The organism is Flexivirga sp. YIM B11880 (assembly GCF_058148645.1).
Window position 1 is genome coordinate 56557 of record NZ_JBMAMH010000011.1, and the last position, 17265, is coordinate 73821.

The 17265-nt window shown below is 69.6% G+C and carries 18 protein-coding genes and 1 riboswitch; of the genes, 7 read left to right on the forward strand and 11 right to left on the reverse strand.

From position 1 onward, the window contains the following. Positions 1 to 6 precede the first annotated feature (6 nt). Genes ACN8HC_RS15245 through cpaB form a run of 7 tightly spaced genes read right to left on the reverse strand, consistent with a single transcriptional unit; the run spans position 7 to position 6992 of the window. Positions 7 to 1173 (reverse strand): sensor histidine kinase, encoded by a 1167-nt coding sequence (locus tag ACN8HC_RS15245; protein ID WP_490075689.1) that lies wholly within the window; start codon positions 1171 to 1173, stop codon positions 7 to 9. Then, positions 1166 to 2068: a type II secretion system F family protein gene (locus tag ACN8HC_RS15250; RefSeq protein ID WP_490075690.1), complete on the reverse strand. Its 903-nt coding sequence runs from the start codon at positions 2066 to 2068 to the stop codon at positions 1166 to 1168. Before ACN8HC_RS15250 ends, ACN8HC_RS15245 begins: the two co-directional genes overlap by 8 nt. Then, positions 2065 to 2991 carry a type II secretion system F family protein gene (locus ACN8HC_RS15255; protein WP_490075691.1) on the reverse strand — a complete coding sequence of 309 codons (927 nt, stop codon included), beginning with the start codon at positions 2989 to 2991 and terminating at the stop codon, positions 2065 to 2067. The genes ACN8HC_RS15250 and ACN8HC_RS15255 overlap by 4 nt, the downstream gene beginning before the upstream one ends. Continuing rightward, on the reverse strand, positions 2991 to 4346 hold the full coding sequence (locus tag ACN8HC_RS15260; protein WP_490075692.1) for a TadA family conjugal transfer-associated ATPase: 1356 nt from the start codon (positions 4344 to 4346) through the stop codon (positions 2991 to 2993). The genes ACN8HC_RS15255 and ACN8HC_RS15260 overlap by 1 nt, the downstream gene beginning before the upstream one ends. Continuing rightward, positions 4343 to 4663, reverse strand: a complete 321-nt coding sequence (locus tag ACN8HC_RS15265) for a TadE/TadG family type IV pilus assembly protein (RefSeq protein WP_490075693.1) — start codon at positions 4661 to 4663, stop codon at positions 4343 to 4345. Before ACN8HC_RS15265 ends, ACN8HC_RS15260 begins: the two co-directional genes overlap by 4 nt. Then, positions 4660 to 6264: a CpaE/TadZ family protein gene (locus tag ACN8HC_RS15270; protein WP_490075694.1), complete on the reverse strand. Its 1605-nt coding sequence runs from the start codon at positions 6262 to 6264 to the stop codon at positions 4660 to 4662. Before ACN8HC_RS15270 ends, ACN8HC_RS15265 begins: the two co-directional genes overlap by 4 nt. Beyond that, the gene (gene cpaB, locus ACN8HC_RS15275; protein WP_490075695.1) at positions 6261 to 6992 is read right to left on the reverse strand and encodes a Flp pilus assembly protein CpaB; all 732 of its coding nucleotides are present in this window, start codon (positions 6990 to 6992) and stop codon (positions 6261 to 6263) included. Before cpaB ends, ACN8HC_RS15270 begins: the two co-directional genes overlap by 4 nt. 351 nt (positions 6993 to 7343) lie before the next feature. Here cpaB and ACN8HC_RS15280 point away from each other — a divergent pair, with 351 nt between their 5' ends. Genes ACN8HC_RS15280 through ACN8HC_RS15290 form a run of 3 tightly spaced genes read left to right on the forward strand, consistent with a single transcriptional unit; the run spans position 7344 to position 9701 of the window. After that, on the forward strand, positions 7344 to 7802 hold the full coding sequence (locus ACN8HC_RS15280) for a hypothetical protein (protein WP_490075696.1): 459 nt from the start codon (positions 7344 to 7346) through the stop codon (positions 7800 to 7802). Continuing rightward, on the forward strand, positions 7799 to 9172 hold the full coding sequence (locus ACN8HC_RS15285; protein WP_490075697.1) for a hypothetical protein: 1374 nt from the start codon (positions 7799 to 7801) through the stop codon (positions 9170 to 9172). Before ACN8HC_RS15280 ends, ACN8HC_RS15285 begins: the two co-directional genes overlap by 4 nt. Before the next feature lie 10 nt (positions 9173 to 9182). Further along, positions 9183 to 9701, forward strand: coding sequence for a hypothetical protein (locus ACN8HC_RS15290; RefSeq protein ID WP_490075698.1), 519 nt, complete (start codon positions 9183 to 9185; stop codon positions 9699 to 9701). Here ACN8HC_RS15290 and ACN8HC_RS15295 read toward each other — a convergent pair. The 3 genes from ACN8HC_RS15295 to ACN8HC_RS15305 all read right to left on the reverse strand — a co-directional run bounded on the left by ACN8HC_RS15295 (position 9690) and on the right by ACN8HC_RS15305 (position 11686). Then, positions 9690 to 10604: a hypothetical protein gene (locus tag ACN8HC_RS15295; RefSeq protein ID WP_490075699.1), complete on the reverse strand. Its 915-nt coding sequence runs from the start codon at positions 10602 to 10604 to the stop codon at positions 9690 to 9692. The two genes, ACN8HC_RS15290 and ACN8HC_RS15295, sit on opposite strands and share 12 nt — an antisense overlap. Before the next feature lie 63 nt (positions 10605 to 10667). After that, the gene (locus ACN8HC_RS15300) at positions 10668 to 11327 is read right to left on the reverse strand and encodes a prepilin peptidase (RefSeq protein ID WP_490075700.1); all 660 of its coding nucleotides are present in this window, start codon (positions 11325 to 11327) and stop codon (positions 10668 to 10670) included. Then, positions 11324 to 11686, reverse strand: coding sequence for a DUF192 domain-containing protein (locus ACN8HC_RS15305; RefSeq protein WP_490075701.1), 363 nt, complete (start codon positions 11684 to 11686; stop codon positions 11324 to 11326). The genes ACN8HC_RS15300 and ACN8HC_RS15305 overlap by 4 nt, the downstream gene beginning before the upstream one ends. 154 nt (positions 11687 to 11840) lie before the next feature. Between ACN8HC_RS15305 and ACN8HC_RS15310 the strand changes: the two genes are divergently transcribed. From ACN8HC_RS15310 to purH, 4 genes are all read left to right on the forward strand, one after another. After that, complete coding sequence (locus ACN8HC_RS15310) at positions 11841 to 13070, forward strand: cell division protein PerM (RefSeq protein WP_490075702.1); 1230 nt, start codon at positions 11841 to 11843, stop codon at positions 13068 to 13070. Positions 13071 to 13259: 189 nt separating this feature from the next. Continuing rightward, positions 13260 to 14219, forward strand: a complete 960-nt coding sequence (locus ACN8HC_RS15315; RefSeq protein ID WP_490075703.1) for a hypothetical protein — start codon at positions 13260 to 13262, stop codon at positions 14217 to 14219. Positions 14220 to 14318: 99 nt separating this feature from the next. Further along, complete coding sequence (gene purN, locus ACN8HC_RS15320; RefSeq protein ID WP_490075704.1) at positions 14319 to 14993, forward strand: phosphoribosylglycinamide formyltransferase; 675 nt, start codon at positions 14319 to 14321, stop codon at positions 14991 to 14993. Positions 14994 to 14999: 6 nt separating this feature from the next. Beyond that, a riboswitch (ZMP/ZTP riboswitch) is annotated at positions 15000 to 15076 on the forward strand. 21 nt (positions 15077 to 15097) lie between these two features. Beyond that, a complete protein-coding gene (gene purH / locus ACN8HC_RS15325; RefSeq protein ID WP_490075705.1) occupies positions 15098 to 16705 on the forward strand; it encodes a bifunctional phosphoribosylaminoimidazolecarboxamide formyltransferase/IMP cyclohydrolase in 1608 nt (535 codons plus the stop codon). A 78-nt stretch (positions 16706 to 16783) separates the two neighbouring features. Here the strand turns inward: purH and ACN8HC_RS15330 are convergent, their stop codons facing one another. After that, positions 16784 to 17209, reverse strand: coding sequence for a cyclic nucleotide-binding domain-containing protein (locus tag ACN8HC_RS15330; protein WP_490075706.1), 426 nt, complete (start codon positions 17207 to 17209; stop codon positions 16784 to 16786). Between the last annotated feature and the right edge of the window lie 56 nt (positions 17210 to 17265).

Here is a 17265-nt window from a genome sequence, read left to right on the forward strand (position 1 = left end):
TCTCCTTCATCGGGGCAGCGAGAGCTGGACGGTGGTGCCGCGCGGCTCGCGACGGCTGATCGAGAGGTCCCCGTGTGCGGCGACCGCGCGCTCGCGCATCCCGAGCAGGCCGAACCGCTTGCGTTTCACGGCCGCCGCGAGCGAGTCGGCGAAGCCGACACCGTCGTCGTGCACGTGCAGCGTGACGTGGTGTGCGTCGCCGGTGAACTCCACGTCGACCGCCTGCGCATGGGCGTGCCGGAGGACGTTCTCCAGGGATTCGGCGAGCACGGCGAGCACCACCTCGCGTTCGCGCTCGTCGACGTCGGCGACGCCCTGGGTGATCGTGTTGACCGGTATGCCGGTGGCTTCCGACCATTCCCGGCAGCGTTCGATGAGCACCTCGAGCAGCGGCCGGTCAGTTTGATGGGTGCGCAGCCCGACGAGAATGGCGCGAGCCTCCTGGGCGCCGCGCTCGGCGTGCGAGGCCAGCTCCGACGCCAGGCTGCTCGCGTGCGCGCTGTCGGTGGCGATCCAGTGCGGCAGCGATGTCGCGGACAGCGCGATGCCGTGCATCGTCTTCCCGAGCGAGTCGTGCATGTCCCGCGCCAGGCGGGCGCGTTCGTCGGCGGCGGCTCGCTCGCGCTGGACCCGCTGCAACTCGACGATGGTCGTCGTCAGCTGCTGGGTTCCATAGCTGATGGTGAAGCCGATCCCGGTCATCGCCAGGTAGACGAACGGCACCCCCACGGTGACGATGTATGGCGCCTCCGCGAGGCCGGCGTGTGCCGCCACGGCACTCAGGTAGCCCAGTTCGAGCACGGACAGCAACAGCAGGCCGGTGAACCAGGGGAACAACGCCCCGATCAGCAGGGCGGTCGGGAAGGTCGCCAGCAGCAGCACGTTGTCCGGGCCGCGCACCGAGATCATCGTGACGACGACACCGACGTCGAGCATGGCGAGCGCCGGATGCCGCTGCAGCCAGCCGATGCCGTCGACCCGGTCGGTGATCCCGGCGAAGCTGAGCACCGCGAGCAGGGCCGCCCAGATCCAGAAGGTCGCGTTGCTACGCCCGGACACCGAGGCGGCGAGGGCCAGCAGCAGGGCGATCAGCCGGATGAGCAGCGCGCTGCGCACCACGGTCCGGAACAGCCGGTTGGACAGCGGTGCCGCGGTGCTCAGCTGGTCACCCAAGGAGACCACCCAGGTCCGCGTTCGAGCCGATGACGATGCCGACGATGACCAGGATCAGCACGGCCGGCACCAGGATCAGCGAGGTGACGAGGGTGATCTGCGGCGCCGCCCGGGCCGCCTTGCGCCGCATCCGTTGCGCGGCTTCGCGCCGCATGTCGGTCGCGATGGTGTTGAGGGTGTCGGCGAGCGGCGCACCCAGTTCCTCGGATTGCAGGAAGGCGGCGACGAACTGGTTGACGAACGCGGCGGAGTTGCGTTCTTTCAGGCCGGTGAACGCCTGCCGGATGCTGGCGCCGTTCTGCAGCTGACCGAGCACGATCTTGATCTCGTCGCCGAGCGGTCCCTGGAAACGGCTGCTCACCCGCGCGAGCGCGGGCCGGAACGCGACCCCGGCCTTCACCGTGACGGCCAGGATGTCGAGGAAGTCGGGCAGGTCGTTGTCGATGGCGTCGTGCCGCTTGCGCCGTGCACCGGTGAGTTTGCCGAACGTGATCAGCAGCGGGACGGCGAGCGGCAGCACGGCCAGCACCAGGTTGCCCTGCCCGAGGAAGACGAGGCACAGCGGAACGGTCAGCAGGTACCACATGACGAGCCGGCGCAGGAAGGAGTCGACCGTCATACCGTCCGGGCGGCCGGCCTCGTTGATCCGGCGTTGCAGGTCGCTGATCCGCTTGGGGCCGAGCGCCCGGCGGACCACCGGCACGAACCGGGACGCCAGCTTCTCCATCGGCCGCAGGCCCGTGGCCTCTTCGCGCTGGGCCGTGCGGAGCAGCACCAGGTCCTCCACGGCGAGTCCGTCGGCGGCGTCCGACCGCAGCCGCCGGTAACCGACGAGGAAGAGGACGAAGCAGCCGGTGACAGCCAGTCCGGCGGCGACGGGCAGCAGAGTCGTCATGGTTCGATCCGGGTGATGCGGCGGATGAGGAACAGGCCGAGCGCGTAGAGCCCGCCGGCCACGACGAGCGCGATCTGACCCGCGATGGAGGTGGTCATCTTCTCGACCGTGCCGGGGTGAATCGTGTTGAGCATGACCAGCATCAGCAACCCCATGGCGGCGACCAGGTAGCCGGTCAGGGTGGCCTGCGCGAGCGTGGTGCGGATCTCCCGGCGCGTCTCCTTGCGCGCCTCCAGCGTGTCGGCGATGTCACGCAACGAGGTCACCAGCGAGCCGCCGCTGCGGGACGAGACGAGCAGCGTCGACACGAGCACCTGGATCTCGCGGGACGGCAGCCGGTCGTAGATGCCGAGCAGACCGTTCTCCAGCGAGTCGCCGAACTGCATGGCCCGCGCCACCCGGGACAGTTCCTCGGAAGCGGGTTCGGCGAGCTCGTCGGAGGCGAGCGACACCGCGGTGCGGATCGACAGTCCGGCGCCGGTCGCGTTGGCGAGGACCCTGGCCAGCTCGGGCATCTGCTGGATGAACGCCTCGCGGCGACGGTCCCGGGCGCGCCGCAGGAAGACTCGCAGGCCCTGTATGGCGAGCGCGAGCCCCGCGAGCGCGAAGACCGGTGCGAGCAGTTTGTCCAGGATCATCGCGGCCACGACCGCGAGCGCGGCGGTGAGCAGCACGACCTGCAGCGGCGGCCGCTTGACGCCAGCAAGCACGAGATGTGTCTCGACCCACCGGCCCGGGCGGGTATGCCGGAACCGTGCGTCGAGCCGGTCGAAGCCGCTGCGCGCCGGAGTGTCGTTCTCCGCGAAGATCAGGTCCTGCAACCGCGCACGCTCACCGAGCGCACCGGCGATGTCGCGCACCCCGGCGATGAAAACGGCTGCGACCAGGAGGGTTCCGAGCAACAGGACGAGTGGGTTGTTCATCAGTCCTCCTCGACAGCCATGCCGTCCGGGACTGCTTCGCCGGTGACTGCGAGGCGGTCGGCGAGCCGGGCCGGCGCGGAACCGACGACGAACGCCCCCGGCGTCTTGCCGGTGCCCGGAGCGCGTGGGTCCCACCGCATCAACGAGTGCAGGCGAAACGGCTCGTCATACGAGGACGCGACGAAGTCGCAGGACACGACCCGGCGGGTGCCGTCGGTGCCGCGCTGGAGTTGCACGATGATGTCGACGGCCTGGTTGACCTGCTCGTGCAGCGCCCGGAACGGGATCTCGACGTCGCTCATCGAGGCGAGGGTCTGCAGGCGGGTCAGCGCGTCGCCGGCGCTGTTGGCGTGCACGGTGGTGAGTGAGCCCTCGTGCCCGGTGTTCATCGCCTGCAGCATGTCCAGCGCCTCACCGCCACGGCACTCACCGACGACGATGCGGTCGGGACGCATGCGCAAGGAGTTGCGGACCAGTTCGCGGATCGGCACGGCGCCGGTGCCTTCCACGTTGGCCGGCCGGGTCTCGAGCCGTATGACGTGCTCCTGCTCCAGGGACAGCTCGGCCGCGTCCTCGATCGTGATGATCCGCTCGTGGTCCGGGATGAACGCCGACAGCGCGTTGAGCATCGTGGTCTTGCCGGAGGCGGTGCCGCCGGACACGATCACGTTGAGCCGCGCGCGCACGCAGCGGCGCAGGAACTCGGCGGTCGTCGTGTCGAGCGTGCCACGGGCCAGCAGCTCGCCGAGGCCGTAGGCCTTCGGGAAGAGCCGGATCGTGACGACCGGCCCGTTCAGCGCCAGCGGCGGCAGGACGACGTGCACCCGAGCGCCGCGCGGCATCCGGGAGTCGGGCGGCAGCCGGGCGTCCACCATCGGATTGGACTCGTCGACGCGCCGGTTCACCGTGGAGACGATGCGGTCGATCGTCTGCACCAGCTGCTCCTCGCTGGAGAAGGCGGACGGCAGGCGCTGCAGGGTGCCGAAGCGCTCGACATATAGCTCCTGGTGCCCGTTGATCATGATCTCGCTGATCGTGTCGTCGGCGAGCAACGGCTCCAGCACACCGAGCCCGACGGCTTCGTCGACGACCCGGCGGACCAGCTGGTTGCGCTGCCGGGAGCTGAGGATGAGGCCCTCACGGGAGACCAGGTGGGCCATCACCCGCTCGAGCCGGACCCGGCGCTGGGAGGCGTCCATGCGGCTCAGCTCGCCGAGGTCGATCTCGTCGAGCAGGATCGACTTGAAGCGGCGGATCACCGCCTCGTCGGCCTCGTCGAGTGCGGAGCGGCCGTGCCGGGTGGCGCTCGGCACGGAGAACTCGTGCTGAGTGGCGGTCGAGAAGTGGCCTCTCATGGCATGACCACCGTCTTGGTGACGTCGTGCAGCGGCAGGATGCTGGTGCGCGGAATGCGCACCGTCACCGTCGCGGCGTGCCGCGGTCCGTGCACCTCGACGTCGACCGGCCGGAGCGCGGACGGGAGCGAGTGCCGGGCGGCCGCGGCCGGATCCTCGCCCAGGGAGTAGGCGCGTGCCGCGGCGCGCGCCGCGGACTCGGTCTCGTTGGCCGTGTAGGTCGCGGCGACCAGTTGCAGGATCATCGAGACGACGAGGGCGACCAGCGGCAGCAGCCCGACGACCTCGAGACTGGCGACGCCGCGGTCTCTCCTCATGGTTCCTGCACCACCGTCCGGGTCGAGTCGATCGACCAGGGCCCGGTGAGCACGCCGGGCACCAGGATCGGCACGTTGACATGGACGGTCACGACACCGTCGGCGGGGGCGTGGTCGGCGGGGACGACGGACATGCCGTCCCGGAAGAAGCCGGGCACCTGCTGATAGGCGGTCGGTCCGGGAGCGAGGCCGATCGACGCCTGCCGGGCGGCCGCATCGGCGGCGTGCGAGGCGTAGATCGCCGACATACCGACCAGTGCGATCTGCCAGATGAAGACGCAGACCAGCAGGATCGTCGGCAGCAGACCCACGGTCTCGATGCTGATCTGCCCGGCCTCCGAGCCGGCCGCCTTGGCGCGGCGGCGGCCGCGCCGGCCCGGTTTGCGACCGGTGCGCCGCGACACGATCTCCGCCTTGATCTCCTCCGCCGCGACGTCGGTGCGCGGTGACACACGCACCAGCTCGATCTCCTTGCCGATGGCGCGCAGCGCCTTCCACCAGGAGCTCTCGCGCAGGGTCAGCGGATCGCGCGAGTTGACTGCGGCCTCCAGCTGCTTGTGCATCGACGGCAGCGCGACCGAGATGACCGGGGCCTGGGCCAACCGGTGCACCAGGTCTGCCTGGATCGCGTTGTGCTTGCTGCTGTTGTTGACCAGCACACGGGTCGTGTCGGCCTTGCGCACGCCGAGGCCGTCCCACGAGTCGAGGTTGCGGCGGACGCCGCGCAGCGAGAGCACATCCGGGGTCGTGACCACGACGACCTCGTCGGCGAGTTCGACTGCGGCCACCTGCGTCGGAGTGACGTGGGAGCCGCCGTCGACGATGACCAGGTCGTACGCCTGACGGAGCGTGGCGATGATGACCCGCACCGACTGCGGGGTGATGTATTCGACGTCCTGCACCTGGTGCGGGGTCAGCAGCAGGTGCAGACCCGACTCGTGCGGCACCACCGCGTCGGCGACGGTACGGACGGTGAGGTCGTCCGACACCCGGGCGACGTCGGCGATGGAGCTGCGATAGCGGACGTCGATCAGGCTGGAGACGTCGCCCTTCTCCAGGTCCAGGTCGAGCAGCGCGACCCGGAACCCGGGTACTTCGCGGGCCACGTCGAGAGCGATGTGCGTGGCGACGGTCGAGGTGCCGACGCCGCCCTTGGACCCGGTGAAGCAGATGACCCGCGCGCCGACACCCACCGGATCGTGCGGCGCGGCCACCATGTCGCTCATCGCACGCGACCACTCGATCGCCGCGTGCAGGCGGGCCTGCACCTCCTCGAACGCGAGCGGGTAGGTGAGGATGCCGCGGGCGCCGGCTTCCACCAGCGGCATCAGCGCCTCGGGGGACGGGTCCGTGCACACGACGATGGTCGACATGGTCGGCCGGCGCAGGGAGAGCTCCCGGACGACGTCGAGCACCGGCTGCGGCCCGATGCCGTCGTGCAGGACGGCGACGTCCGGCTCGAGCCGGATGACGGCGGAGCTGAACTCACTGGTCGTCTCGGCGATGTAGCCGATCTCGAGACCACCGATCTCCGCGAGTTGAGACCGCAGCTCGTAGCCGAGTGCCTGGTCCGCGCAGCCGATGACGACGGTGTTGCTCATTTCGATTTCTCCGGCACTGCCTTGCCGCCGAGCTTCGTTGCGTCGTAGGTGTTGTCGCCGTTCGAGTCCTGCTCGGCGACGGGCGGCAGCTTGACCACCCGCAGCTCCGACGCGAAGGCCGACGCATAGGTCATCGCGAGCGAGTCGTCGGTCGACAGCGCCAGCGTGACGGCGATGTAGCTCGACGGGGAGTTGTGGTTGCCCGAACTGCTGGCGCCGGTGCCGTTCTGCACCGAGCTGACCGCCACGACCTTCACGTCGTGCACCAGCACGCGGACCTGCTTGGGCAGCCCGCTCACATCCGAATAGACCGCGTAGACGTCGACCGTGTCCCCCGCACGCAGCCCGGTGGCGCCGCCGGTCACCGCATCGACCTTGATGGTGATGTAGCGCTCGTGCTGCGTCTGGTCCGTGGGGTCGACCAGCAGGTCGGTGGTCAGCGTCGACCCCTGGGCGACACTCACCGCGAGCTTGTGGCCGACGACGTCCTGCGGATCGGTAATGGCGTTGGGATCTTTCCAACGCGCAGGAACCTCAACGGTTTTCAGGTCGCTCTGCCGTATGACGCTGTATGCCGGCCGCGAGGTGTTCATCGCCAGCACCGTCACTTTCGAGCCGACCTGCGAGTTGACGTTGCTCACGTATGACGAGACCCCGGCGAAGACCGCAATGGCTCCGAGGACCGCGATGATGATCAACACCATGCCCCTGCGCTGACGCGGGTTCATCGCTGCTCGTTCCCTTCCGACCGTGGCCCGGTCTGATCGCTCTCCCTGGCGCGGCACCGCCTTGCGAGGGCCACTCGAATGTCGATGCAGCGGGTGCAGATTCGGTTCCATCCCTGATCGGCGCGGTGCTGGCCCGGGTCTCGGACAGTGAGCGTTTCCAGCGCATCTCGCGCGTCATACCACCTCAGGGTTGCGCGCTTCGGCCGGTCACGACAGGGACCGTGGGCCTACTTCCGGTCCCACTGCGGATGGGTCCGTATTGGGGGTCGCAGGCCCATCGGCGGGACGTCCGCCACGGGAAGCATGGTGCTGCTGCCGGCGGACGGCCGGCAGTTCACGGAGGAGATGACGATGGACGTTGAGCTCGGGACGATGTGGAGGGCCGCCGCCATCACGGCGGTGGGTGGGACCGTCGCCGCGATTTCGGGGGCGCTGATCGCGTCGGGGTCGGCGAACGACGTCGGGCGTGGCTATGTCATGCGGATCGTGGTGCTGTCGGCCGTGGTGGTGGCTGTCGTGGTGGTCTGCGCCGGACGCAGCGTCCGCCTGGACCGCCGCTCGGCCTTCGCCGGATCGGTGATGAGCGGCGCGGCAGTCGGTTTCGTGCTGGATCCGGCGACCTGGGGCGGCCACGCGTATGCCGCGCAGCTGGTCCTCGGCACCGGCCCGCTCGCCGCGGTGGTCGACGTGCTGCTGCTGTTGGCCTTGACCGGTCTGCTGGCAGTGACGCTCGGCGCCCGGTTGGTGACGCCCGCGAGACGCAGCTCGCTCCGTGACAACAGCTACGTGAGCGAGGGGTGGCGGTCATGAGTCGCAGCAAGGTGATTCACGGTCGGAGCGAGCGGGGTCAGGCGACTCTCGAGACGACCGGGATGCTGGCGCTTGCGGCGCTGCTGGTGCTCGCTCTCGTCGCCTCCATGACTACCGGCGCGCCGGCGCTGGCCAGCCAGGCACGAGCGGCCATCTGCAAGGTGGTCACGCTCGGTCAGGGCAGCTGCAATGCGACGTTGCCCCAGGCGATTTCGCACCTGCCCACCGACCCGTGCGTCGTCAACTCGCAGGCGTCGGACGCCAAGGTCTCGGTGAGTTTCATCGTGACCGGCAGCGAGGGGCAGAAGCTGCGGGTCGACCGGATGAGCGACGGCACCTATCGGATCACCGACGCCTCGAGCGGTGGTGCGTCTGTCGGGGTCGGCGTCGGATTCGATGTCACCGGCACGTGGGACGGCAACAAGTACGGCGCCAGCGCAGCCGCAAATGCCCACATCGGGCTGGACTTCACCGGCGGCAACGTCTACACCGCCGACTCCAAGGCAGAGCTGGACCGCATCCTCAGCGCCTCCCTGCAGAACGACATGGAGGACCACCTGATGGGCGGCGGCCCGATCCGCTGGCTCACCGACAAGACCCTCGAGCTGGTCGGTCAGAAGAAGACCCTCCCGCCGCCCACGTCGGTGTTCGTCGAGGGCGGCATCGAGGGCGGCGCAGCCGCGAACGCGACCGCGCTCTACGACGGTGCCGCCGCCAAGGTCAGTGTCGCCGAAGGCCTGGGTTACCAGAAGAACAGCGACGGCACGACGGTCAGCTACTACCAGGCCGAGGTGAGCGGCAGCGCCCAGGCGCAGATGCTGTACGGCGACGACAGCAACGCCGTCAAGCAGGCGAAGGCCTCCGCCGACGGCAAGGTGAAGCTGCTGACCCAGGTCTCCCGCGACAGGAACGGCAAGATCACCCAGGTGACGGTCAAGACGGTGATGGCGGGCAACGCCGACGCCACAACCGACGGGTATGGCGGAGGCAAGCCGGACGCATCGGGCTACCGGGAGACAACCATCACCCTGCCGATCAAGAACGGCCAGGACGCCGCGGTGGCCGACAACTTCCTTCTCTCCCAAGGCCTCGCGCTCGGCGGCTCGCTGATCTACCCGCCCCTCTCGACCGCAGGTGTGATCACCAGCATCCCGGCCACCCTGGCGTTCGCGGACGCCGCCCGGGACCACGGCTACGTGACCCAGCAGGACTTCGACCAGGAGAACCACAGCTATGGTGCTGACTTCGACGCGAAGTTGCTGGCCGAGGTCGGAGGCTCGGTCGAGGTCAACACGAACACGCTGACCGCGACCGGCGGAAAGTACTGGGACGGCACGCAGTTCGTGCCTTGGCCGGGCTGCGGCGGCTGAAGGAGGACGGGTGTTCGGCGCGGGAAGCAGACTGCTGGGGTCGCTGTGGTGGTTCTTCGCGATCGCGGCGGTCTGCTTCGCCGTCGCGTGCGGATTCTTCGTATGGCGCGCCACCCACACGCACCCGGCATACACACCGGTTGCCGACGTGTCGGCCTTCAGCACACCCGCCTCGGGTCACGGCCGGACGCTCTATCTGCTGCTTCCCGACGAGACCGCCGGCAAGCTGCCGGCGAACGAGCCACGGTGCACACCGGTCGGTGGGCGGCCCTGGTTCGCGGTCGATTTCGGGGGGCCGTCGGCGACCCACGGTGGCACGTCCTACAGCAGCGTGCTGCGGCAGCCGAAAGGATGGGCGGGGAACACGAAAGTGGTCTGCAGCGGGATCACCGGACCGGGTCTGCTGACCGTCGAGGACACGGGACCGACGCTGATCATGGCGGGTGTGACCGGCGCGGCGGCGCTGCTTGCGACGGTTTTCGCGTTGGTGGGGCTGGTGATTCGCCCCGGCCGGAGATCAGCCGCGTAGTGAGCATCTGTTGTCCGCCGCGGGCCGGTGCCGCGGCAACTGGAAGGCGCGCTTCGGCACGAGCTCGGGTTCCGGCTCGGCGGGCCAGACGGGCGCGACGCCGGGGACGCTGACCGATCTCCAGTGGTCGAGGTTCGGTGTCGTGAGATGACAGAAGGCGCACTGTCCCCACAGCGGGTCGCCGCAGGTGGGGCAGCGTCCCTGCGGCGGCGCCAGCTGGAGCGTGGTGGGTTCGGGCGTGACGACATACTCCACCGCGTGGTCGGTGCCCCAGCGGGTGGCGAGTCGGTGCGCGGTGGGGAGCACCTCCCGGTGCTGCGGTGCGTATGCCTCGCCCAGCACGTCGCTGACCCGCCCGGACGGCTCGGCGCTGGTACGCAGCACGGGCGTCGACAGCGGCTGCGGCGGGCGCTCGGGGCGGCCTTGCACGGTCAGCGCCGGGTGGATTCCGACGAACTGGCCACGGGTGAACGGCAGCCAGGAGCGCAGGTGCTGGAGCAGTGAGGGCGACGGAGTGTCGAGCTTCGCGACCCGCTTGAGCCAGGTCCCGGCATACGATCGCGCGGCGTGGGCGCGAACGGCCGCGATGAACTCCGCGCGGCTGCCCAGGAGTGGCAGGCAGTCCTGCACGGCGGCGAGCACGCCGGTCACGTGGGTGGGCATCGGCACCACGGCGACCTGCGGGCTGTGCTCCGGCAGCAGTTCGTCGAGCTGGGTGCCCTGCCCGATGCGTGGAGTGCTTTCCAGTTGCGGCACGAACACGATGGCAGTGGGAGCGGGCCGGCTGCGGAAGAGTTCGGTGGCCCAGGTCGGGGAGGCCGGATCGATGGTGCTGAGGGGCGAGCGCCCGGTTGGGCCGCCACGCGCGATCACTCCGAGGATTGGTCCCGTGTGCTGGTTCATCTCTGCCTCTCTGGGTGCGCTCCTGCAGGACCCGCCGGCGCAGGAGGTGCCGCGTGCCCGGGGCTAGGACGCGAGAAGTGCCAGAACGGTGCCACCGATCATGAACGGGCCGAAGGCGATGTAGGACTGGCGGGTCGCCCGACGGCTGATCAGTAGCGCGGCCGCCCACACGCCGCCGAGGACGAAGCCGAGGAGTGTGCCGCTCAGGACGGCGGACCAGGAGAACCAGCCGAGCAGTACGCCGAGGCCGACGGCGAGCTTGACGTCGCCGAAGCCGAGTCCGGCGCCGCCGCGGGAGACCAGCAGGAGCATGAAGTACGCAGCCCCGAGCGCCACTCCGGCGATGAGCGCGCGCACCAGCGCGAACCAGTCACCGGTGAAAAGGCTTGCCAACGCGGCGATCACCGCAGCGAGAGGGGCCAGGGGGAAGGTGAGCGCGTCCGGCAGGCGGTGTACGTCCAGGTCGATCGCGGTGAGTGCCGCGAGCACCGGCAGGCTCACGCAGTAGGCGAAGCTGACGCCGGCGTCATGGGTCGCCGCCAGCGCGTGCCCCACGAGCAGCGCGACGAGCGGCAGGACGGCCAGCACCCACGCGTGACTGCGGGTCGCGGTGTCGAGTTCGTCGTCGCGGCGGTGCGCGGCAGTGCGCAGCCGGGTCCGCAGCCCCACGGCGACGGGGACGGCGACGCAACCGGCGATGCCGCCGACCAGCCAGGGGCTCATGCGGGGCCGATCGACAGACGGTCGCCGGGCCGGACGCCCCACGCCTCGAACGCACCCGCCGCGGCCTCGACGGTCGCGGAGGCGCGCAGCCGTGGCCGGGTCATACCGACCCAGGGGCGCAGGGTCGTCACCTGCAGCACGATGCCCTCCTTGTCGAGGACGGCGACGTCGATCGGGTAGCGCATGCCGACCATGTGGACCGAGGGGCACTTGGTGAGCCACAGGGCGCCGGCCACCGCGTCGGTGCCGAGCAGGCCCTTGCGGCGGGAGCGGGCGGTGTCCGCGATCGCGCATGCGCCGACCGGCCGGCCGTTGCGCAGCAGGCGGTGCGGTCCGGGACCGAACGTCTTGGTGCCCACGATGTCCCTCTCCTCTCGGTATGACGGGTGCGCACCGTGAGGGTATCCGCCGACGGGCGGCCAGGGCTGGGTCCGCAGGCCTGATTCGTGCGCTGCGTCGCATTCTGTCCACTCCCGGCGAGTCTGCACGACGTGAGCCGCCGGGGGAGCGACCATGGCAAGCGACATGAGCCTCCTGGATCGCGCCCGCAGCAGCCTGCCCACGCTGGTCAGCCCCCGAGAGCCACGCGACGTGCGTCAGCTCGCCATCGCCGCCGGTTATGGCGCGGTGGGTGCGGTGATGCTCGGCCTGGTGCTGATCGTGCCGGTGATGGCCGCGTGGGCCGCCGACCCGCACAGCACCACCTCGTGGACGGACGCGCTGAGCTTCAGCGGGGACGGCTGGGCACTGGCACACCGCGGGCACGTGGGCGTGGCCGCGGGTGCCGCGCACACGGTGGCGTTCGCGCCGCTGCTGGTGACCGCACTCGCCGTACTGCTGGCGCGGATGGCGGCCAAGGCGATGCTCACCCACCTGTCCGGCCGGTCCGGCGCGTGGTGGGAGGGGCCCGCGTCATACCTGCTCGGGTATGTCGTGGCCGGTCTCGTCATCAGCGGCCTCTCGCTGACCGGGCCCGCCCATCCCCACCTGCTCACCGTCCTCCCCGGTGCGGTCGTCATCGGCTTCGCCGGTTGCGCGTGGGCGCTGCTGCGCAGCGACGAACCCGTCGCGCAGCAGGCGAAAGGGTTCGTCGACGAACACGTCTCGCTGTCCACGCGGCGGGCCCTGCGCCCGGCGACGCAGGGCGTGCTCGGCTACCTGGCGATCGGTTTCGCGATCGTGCTGCTGCTGGCGGTGACGCACGCGGCGCAGATCGGTGACGTGAGCGGGCAGCTGCGGCCGGGTGTGCTCGGGGGAGTCGTCCTGTGGTCCGGTCAGCTCGCGGCGCTGCCCAACCTGATGCTGTGGGCGGCCGGCTGGACCACCGGTGCTCCGGTGCAACTCGGCGCGGTCAGCGTGAGCAGCACGTCGGTGCACGGTGGCCTGTTGCCGATGATCCCGCTGCTCGGCGCGGTGCCCGGTGCCGGGCCGCTGCCGACCGGGATCGACCTGGCGTTCCTGCTGCCGGTCCTGCTCGGGTGTTTCGTCGGGCACCGGTCGCTGAGCAAACTGACGACCTACGCGTCGCTGCGCACCAAGGCGATCACGGCCGCCCAGGCCGCCGGCATGACGGCGCTCATCGTGCTGGTGCTCAGCTGGCTCTCCACCGCCGGTGTCAGCGGTGGCTCCTTGGACTACATCGGCCCGTCGTTGCTGATCGTCCCGCTGCTGGTAGTGGAGCTGCTGCTCGGTGCGCTCGTCACCACGCTCTTCCTGCACTGGAGGCGCGCTCTGCGCCGGTAGACGTTTTGACCGCCTTCCACTGGCTTCGGTGGTGCCGAAGGTGCTGTAGGGAGCGCGCTTGGCCCCATTTGGTTGCTCGCAACGGCTTCGGTGGTGCCGAAGGTGCTCCATGGAGCGCGCTTGGCACGATGCAACTGCTTATCCACAGGACCTCTGCGGGCAATCGCTGATGTGGGTCAAGCTCGGCCAATGGCTGCAGCACCCACTTCCGTCATCAGGCACACCGTCGTCGGTCGGCCGCTGCGGTATGGCGTGGACCGCCGTGCAGTCGCCCGTGAGCTCGCCACCGAGCACGGTGGGGTCGTGCATCGCCGGACGCTGGCGCAGCACGGCGTCGACCGGCACGGCATACGGCACGAGATGGAGGCCGGCCGATGGTTCCGCGCCGGGCGGCACACTGTGGCAGTCACCGGGCCCGAGCTCGGCGCCGAAGCACTGTTGTGGCGTGCAGTGTGGGAGAGCGGATCCGGGTCCCGGCTGGACGGTGCATCGGCGCTGATCGCGGATGGCTTGGCCAGCTTCACCCCAGCTGTGATCGACGTATCGCTGCCGGTCGACAATCGACACCACATGGTTGAGGGTGTCCGCCTACACAGGATGGCCGCCCCGCCTTCCATCAGCAGAGCGGGGATCCCGCGAGTAGCGCCCGAGATCGCGACGATCCACGCTGCCCAGTGGGCGGTGTCGGATCGGCAGGCGGCATTGCTGATCTGTTTGCCCATCCAGCAGCGGTTGGCGAGTCCGGCGCGGTTGGGACTTGCCTGGCGCGGCGTGACCCGCTCGGCGCGGCGGTCATTGCTGGATGCGGTGATCGCCGATGTGACCGATGGCGCACACTCCCTCGGCGAACTCGACTTTGCGCGCCTGGCTCGCCAGGTCGGCCTACCTTCGCCGACACATCAGGCCGTACGGGAGGGGCCACACGGCCGGGTTTACCTCGACGTCAGCTGGGAAGACGTCGGCCTGGTGGTGGAGATCGACGGTGGACATCACGCACTGGCGCTCAACCCGATCGACGACGCGCTGCGGCAGAACGATCGCGTCGTCGCCGGAGAGCGCGTGCTGCGGATCCCGGTCATCGGATTGCGACTGAAGCCACAAGAGTTCCTGCTGCAGGTTCGGCGGATGTACGACGCGCTCCGCCACTGAACCCACACCCGCTCGTTTCGGCGGTGCCGAACGTGCTCCATGGAGCGCGCTTGGCACCATTGAGACGCCGCCGAGAGCACCTGCGCTAGCGTGCGGGCCGTGGTGGACTCGCAACCTGTGCCGGTGGTCGTGCTCGTTTCGGGCTCCGGAACGCTGCTCCAGGCCCTGCTCGATGCCACGCAGGATCCTGCGTATGGCGTGCGCGTCGCCGCTGTGGGCGCCGACCGTCCCGGCATCGAGGGCCTCGCGCGCGCAGAGCGTGCCGGTGTGCCGACCTTCGTCTGCCGCGTCAAGGATTACCCCGACCGCGCCGCCTGGGATGCCGCGCTGACCGAGCAGGTGGCGGCATACGAACCGGCCCTGGTGATCTCGGCGGGCTTCCTGAAACTGGTGGGGGAGCGCTTCCTGGCGGAATTCGGTGGTCGCTACCTCAACAGCCACAACGCGCTGCTGCCGAGCTTCCCCGGCATACATGGACCGCGGGATGCCGTGGAGTATGGCGTGAAGGTCTCCGGCGCAACGCTTTTCGTCGTCGACGCGGGTGTGGACACCGGCGCCATCGTGGCGCAGTGCGTCGTCCCGGTACAGGACGACGACACGGTCGAGTCGCTCACCGAGCGGATCAAGGAAGCGGAGCGCCCGCAGCTGGTGGAGTGGGTCGGGCGGATGGCGCGAGAAGGTTTCACGGTCGACGGGCGCCGCGTCCGCATCGGCAGTCGGGGTCCTCGCGAAGTATCCGGAGGAGCGGAGCGGGGGAGGAACTTCGTGGGGTGACGTAAAATCGAGCCACACGACTGGCGCAGGTGGGTCACCACCAGGGAGTGGAGTCGCGTGCATCGCCCGCCTGGGTGCGCGCATGAACCTTCACGAGGAGAGTCATGTCTCAGCCAGACGACCGACGTCCGATCAAGCGCGCCCTCGTCTCCGTCTATGACAAGACGGGACTGGAGGACCTGGCCCGTGGCCTGCACGAAGCAGGCGTGGAGCTGGTCTCCACCGGCGGCTCCGCCGCGCTGATCACCGGCCTCGGGATCCCGGTGACCCGGGTCGAGGACCTCACCGGCTTCCCCGAGTGCCTCGACGGCCGAGTGAAGACCCTGCACCCGAAGATCCACGCCGGCATCCTGGCCGATACTCGCATCCCCGAACACATCTCCCAATTGGAGAAGTTGGATATCGAGCCGTTCGAGCTCGTCGTGTCCAACCTCTACCCGTTCCGCGCCACCGTCGCCTCCGGTGCCACACCGGACGAGTGCATCGAGCAGATCGACATCGGCGGTCCGTCGATGGTCCGCGCCGCCGCGAAGAACCACCCGAGCGTCGCCATCGTCACCTCGCCCGACGCCTATCCGGCGACCCTCGAAGCCGTGGCCGCCGGCGGATTCACGCTCGACCAGCGAAAGCTATTGGCAGCACGGGCGTTCCAGCACACCGCCGACTACGACAACACCGTCGCCAACTGGATCAGCAACGTGTATGTCGACACCAGTGACGGCACCGGCTTCCCCAACTGGTCCGGAGCGACCTTCAGCAAGGCGCAGGACCTGCGGTATGGCGAGAACCCCCACCAGAGTGCCGCGCTCTACCGGCACTGGCGTCCTGGCATCGCCTCCGCCGAGCAGCTCTTCGGCAAGGCCATGTCCTACAACAACTACGTGGACGCGGACGCGGCCGTGCGCGCGGCATACGACCACGGCGACCAGCCGACCGTCGCGGTGATCAAGCACGCGAATCCCTGTGGCATCGCAGTCGGCTCGGACATCGCTGACGCGCACCGCAAGGCGCACGCGTGCGACCCGATGTCCGCCTTCGGCGGCGTGATCGCGACGAACCGGCCGGTGACCGTCGAGATGGCCGAGACGGTCAAGGACATCTTCACCGAGGTCGTCGTCGCACCGGATTTCGAGCCGGGAGTCGTCGAGATTCTCAGCAAGCGCAAGGCGATTCGGCTGCTCAAGCTGCCGTCCGAGGCGGCCCTGCAGCGTGACCCGGTCGAGATCCGGCCGATCAGTGGCGGCATGCTGATGCAGCGCAGCGACCGGGTCGACGCCGTCGTGCGGGATGAGGACGGCAACGTGGTCGGTGGCGACGACGCCGCCAACTGGCGACTCGTGTCCGGCGATGCGGCAGATGACGCGACGCTGGCCGACCTGCAGTTCGCCTGGCGTGCGATCCGTGCCGTGAAGTCCAACGCGATCCTGCTGGCTTCCGACGGCGCATCGGTCGGCGTCGGCATGGGCCAGGTCAACCGCGTCGACTCCTGTCACCTCGCGGTGAACCGCGCCGGCGAGGAGCGGGCGCGCGGATCGGTCGCCGCCTCGGACGCGTTCTTCCCGTTTCCGGACGGTTTGCAGGTGTTGATCGACGCGGGCGTGAAAGCCGTTGTCGCTCCTGGCGGTTCGATGCGGGACCAGGCGGTGGTGGACGCGGCCGACGACGCCGGGATCACGATGTACTTCACCGGCACCCGGCACTTCGCCCACTGAGCCCCTTCGCGCCGGACAAGCACGCTGGTCGAGTGCCGGAGGAGCGCAGCGGGGGAGGTGTATCGAGACCAAGTACTCCTACTTGTGCGCGGCAGCCTCCACCTTGCGCAGGCGTGCGACGAGGGTCTTCAGCAGAGCGGTGGCGATCTCGGCGTCACCGCGCACCAGCGGCATGAACGCCATCGGTGACAGCGCGAACGTCTCGACGCCGTCCGGCCCGGCAGTGATGGTCGCCGAGCGCGGCGCCCCGTCGATCATGGAGAGTTCGCCGACGTAGTCGCCGACGCCGATCTGGCCCCGGTCCTCGCCACCGACGACGATGTCGGCCGAGCCGGCCAGCACGACCCGCAGACCGCTGTCCTGAGCACCCTCGGTGATCACCTTGGAGCCCGGTCCGCTGCGGAAGGTCGAGCCGCTCTCCGCGATCTGCGAGATCGCGGCCGGGCTGAGACCGGCGAACAAGTCGATGCCCGCGAGGATCTGCTTCAGCTGGGCGCTTGCCATGGACGAACCCCTTCGGAAATGAACACCAGTGCGGTAACCGGGCCAACCTAGCAGCG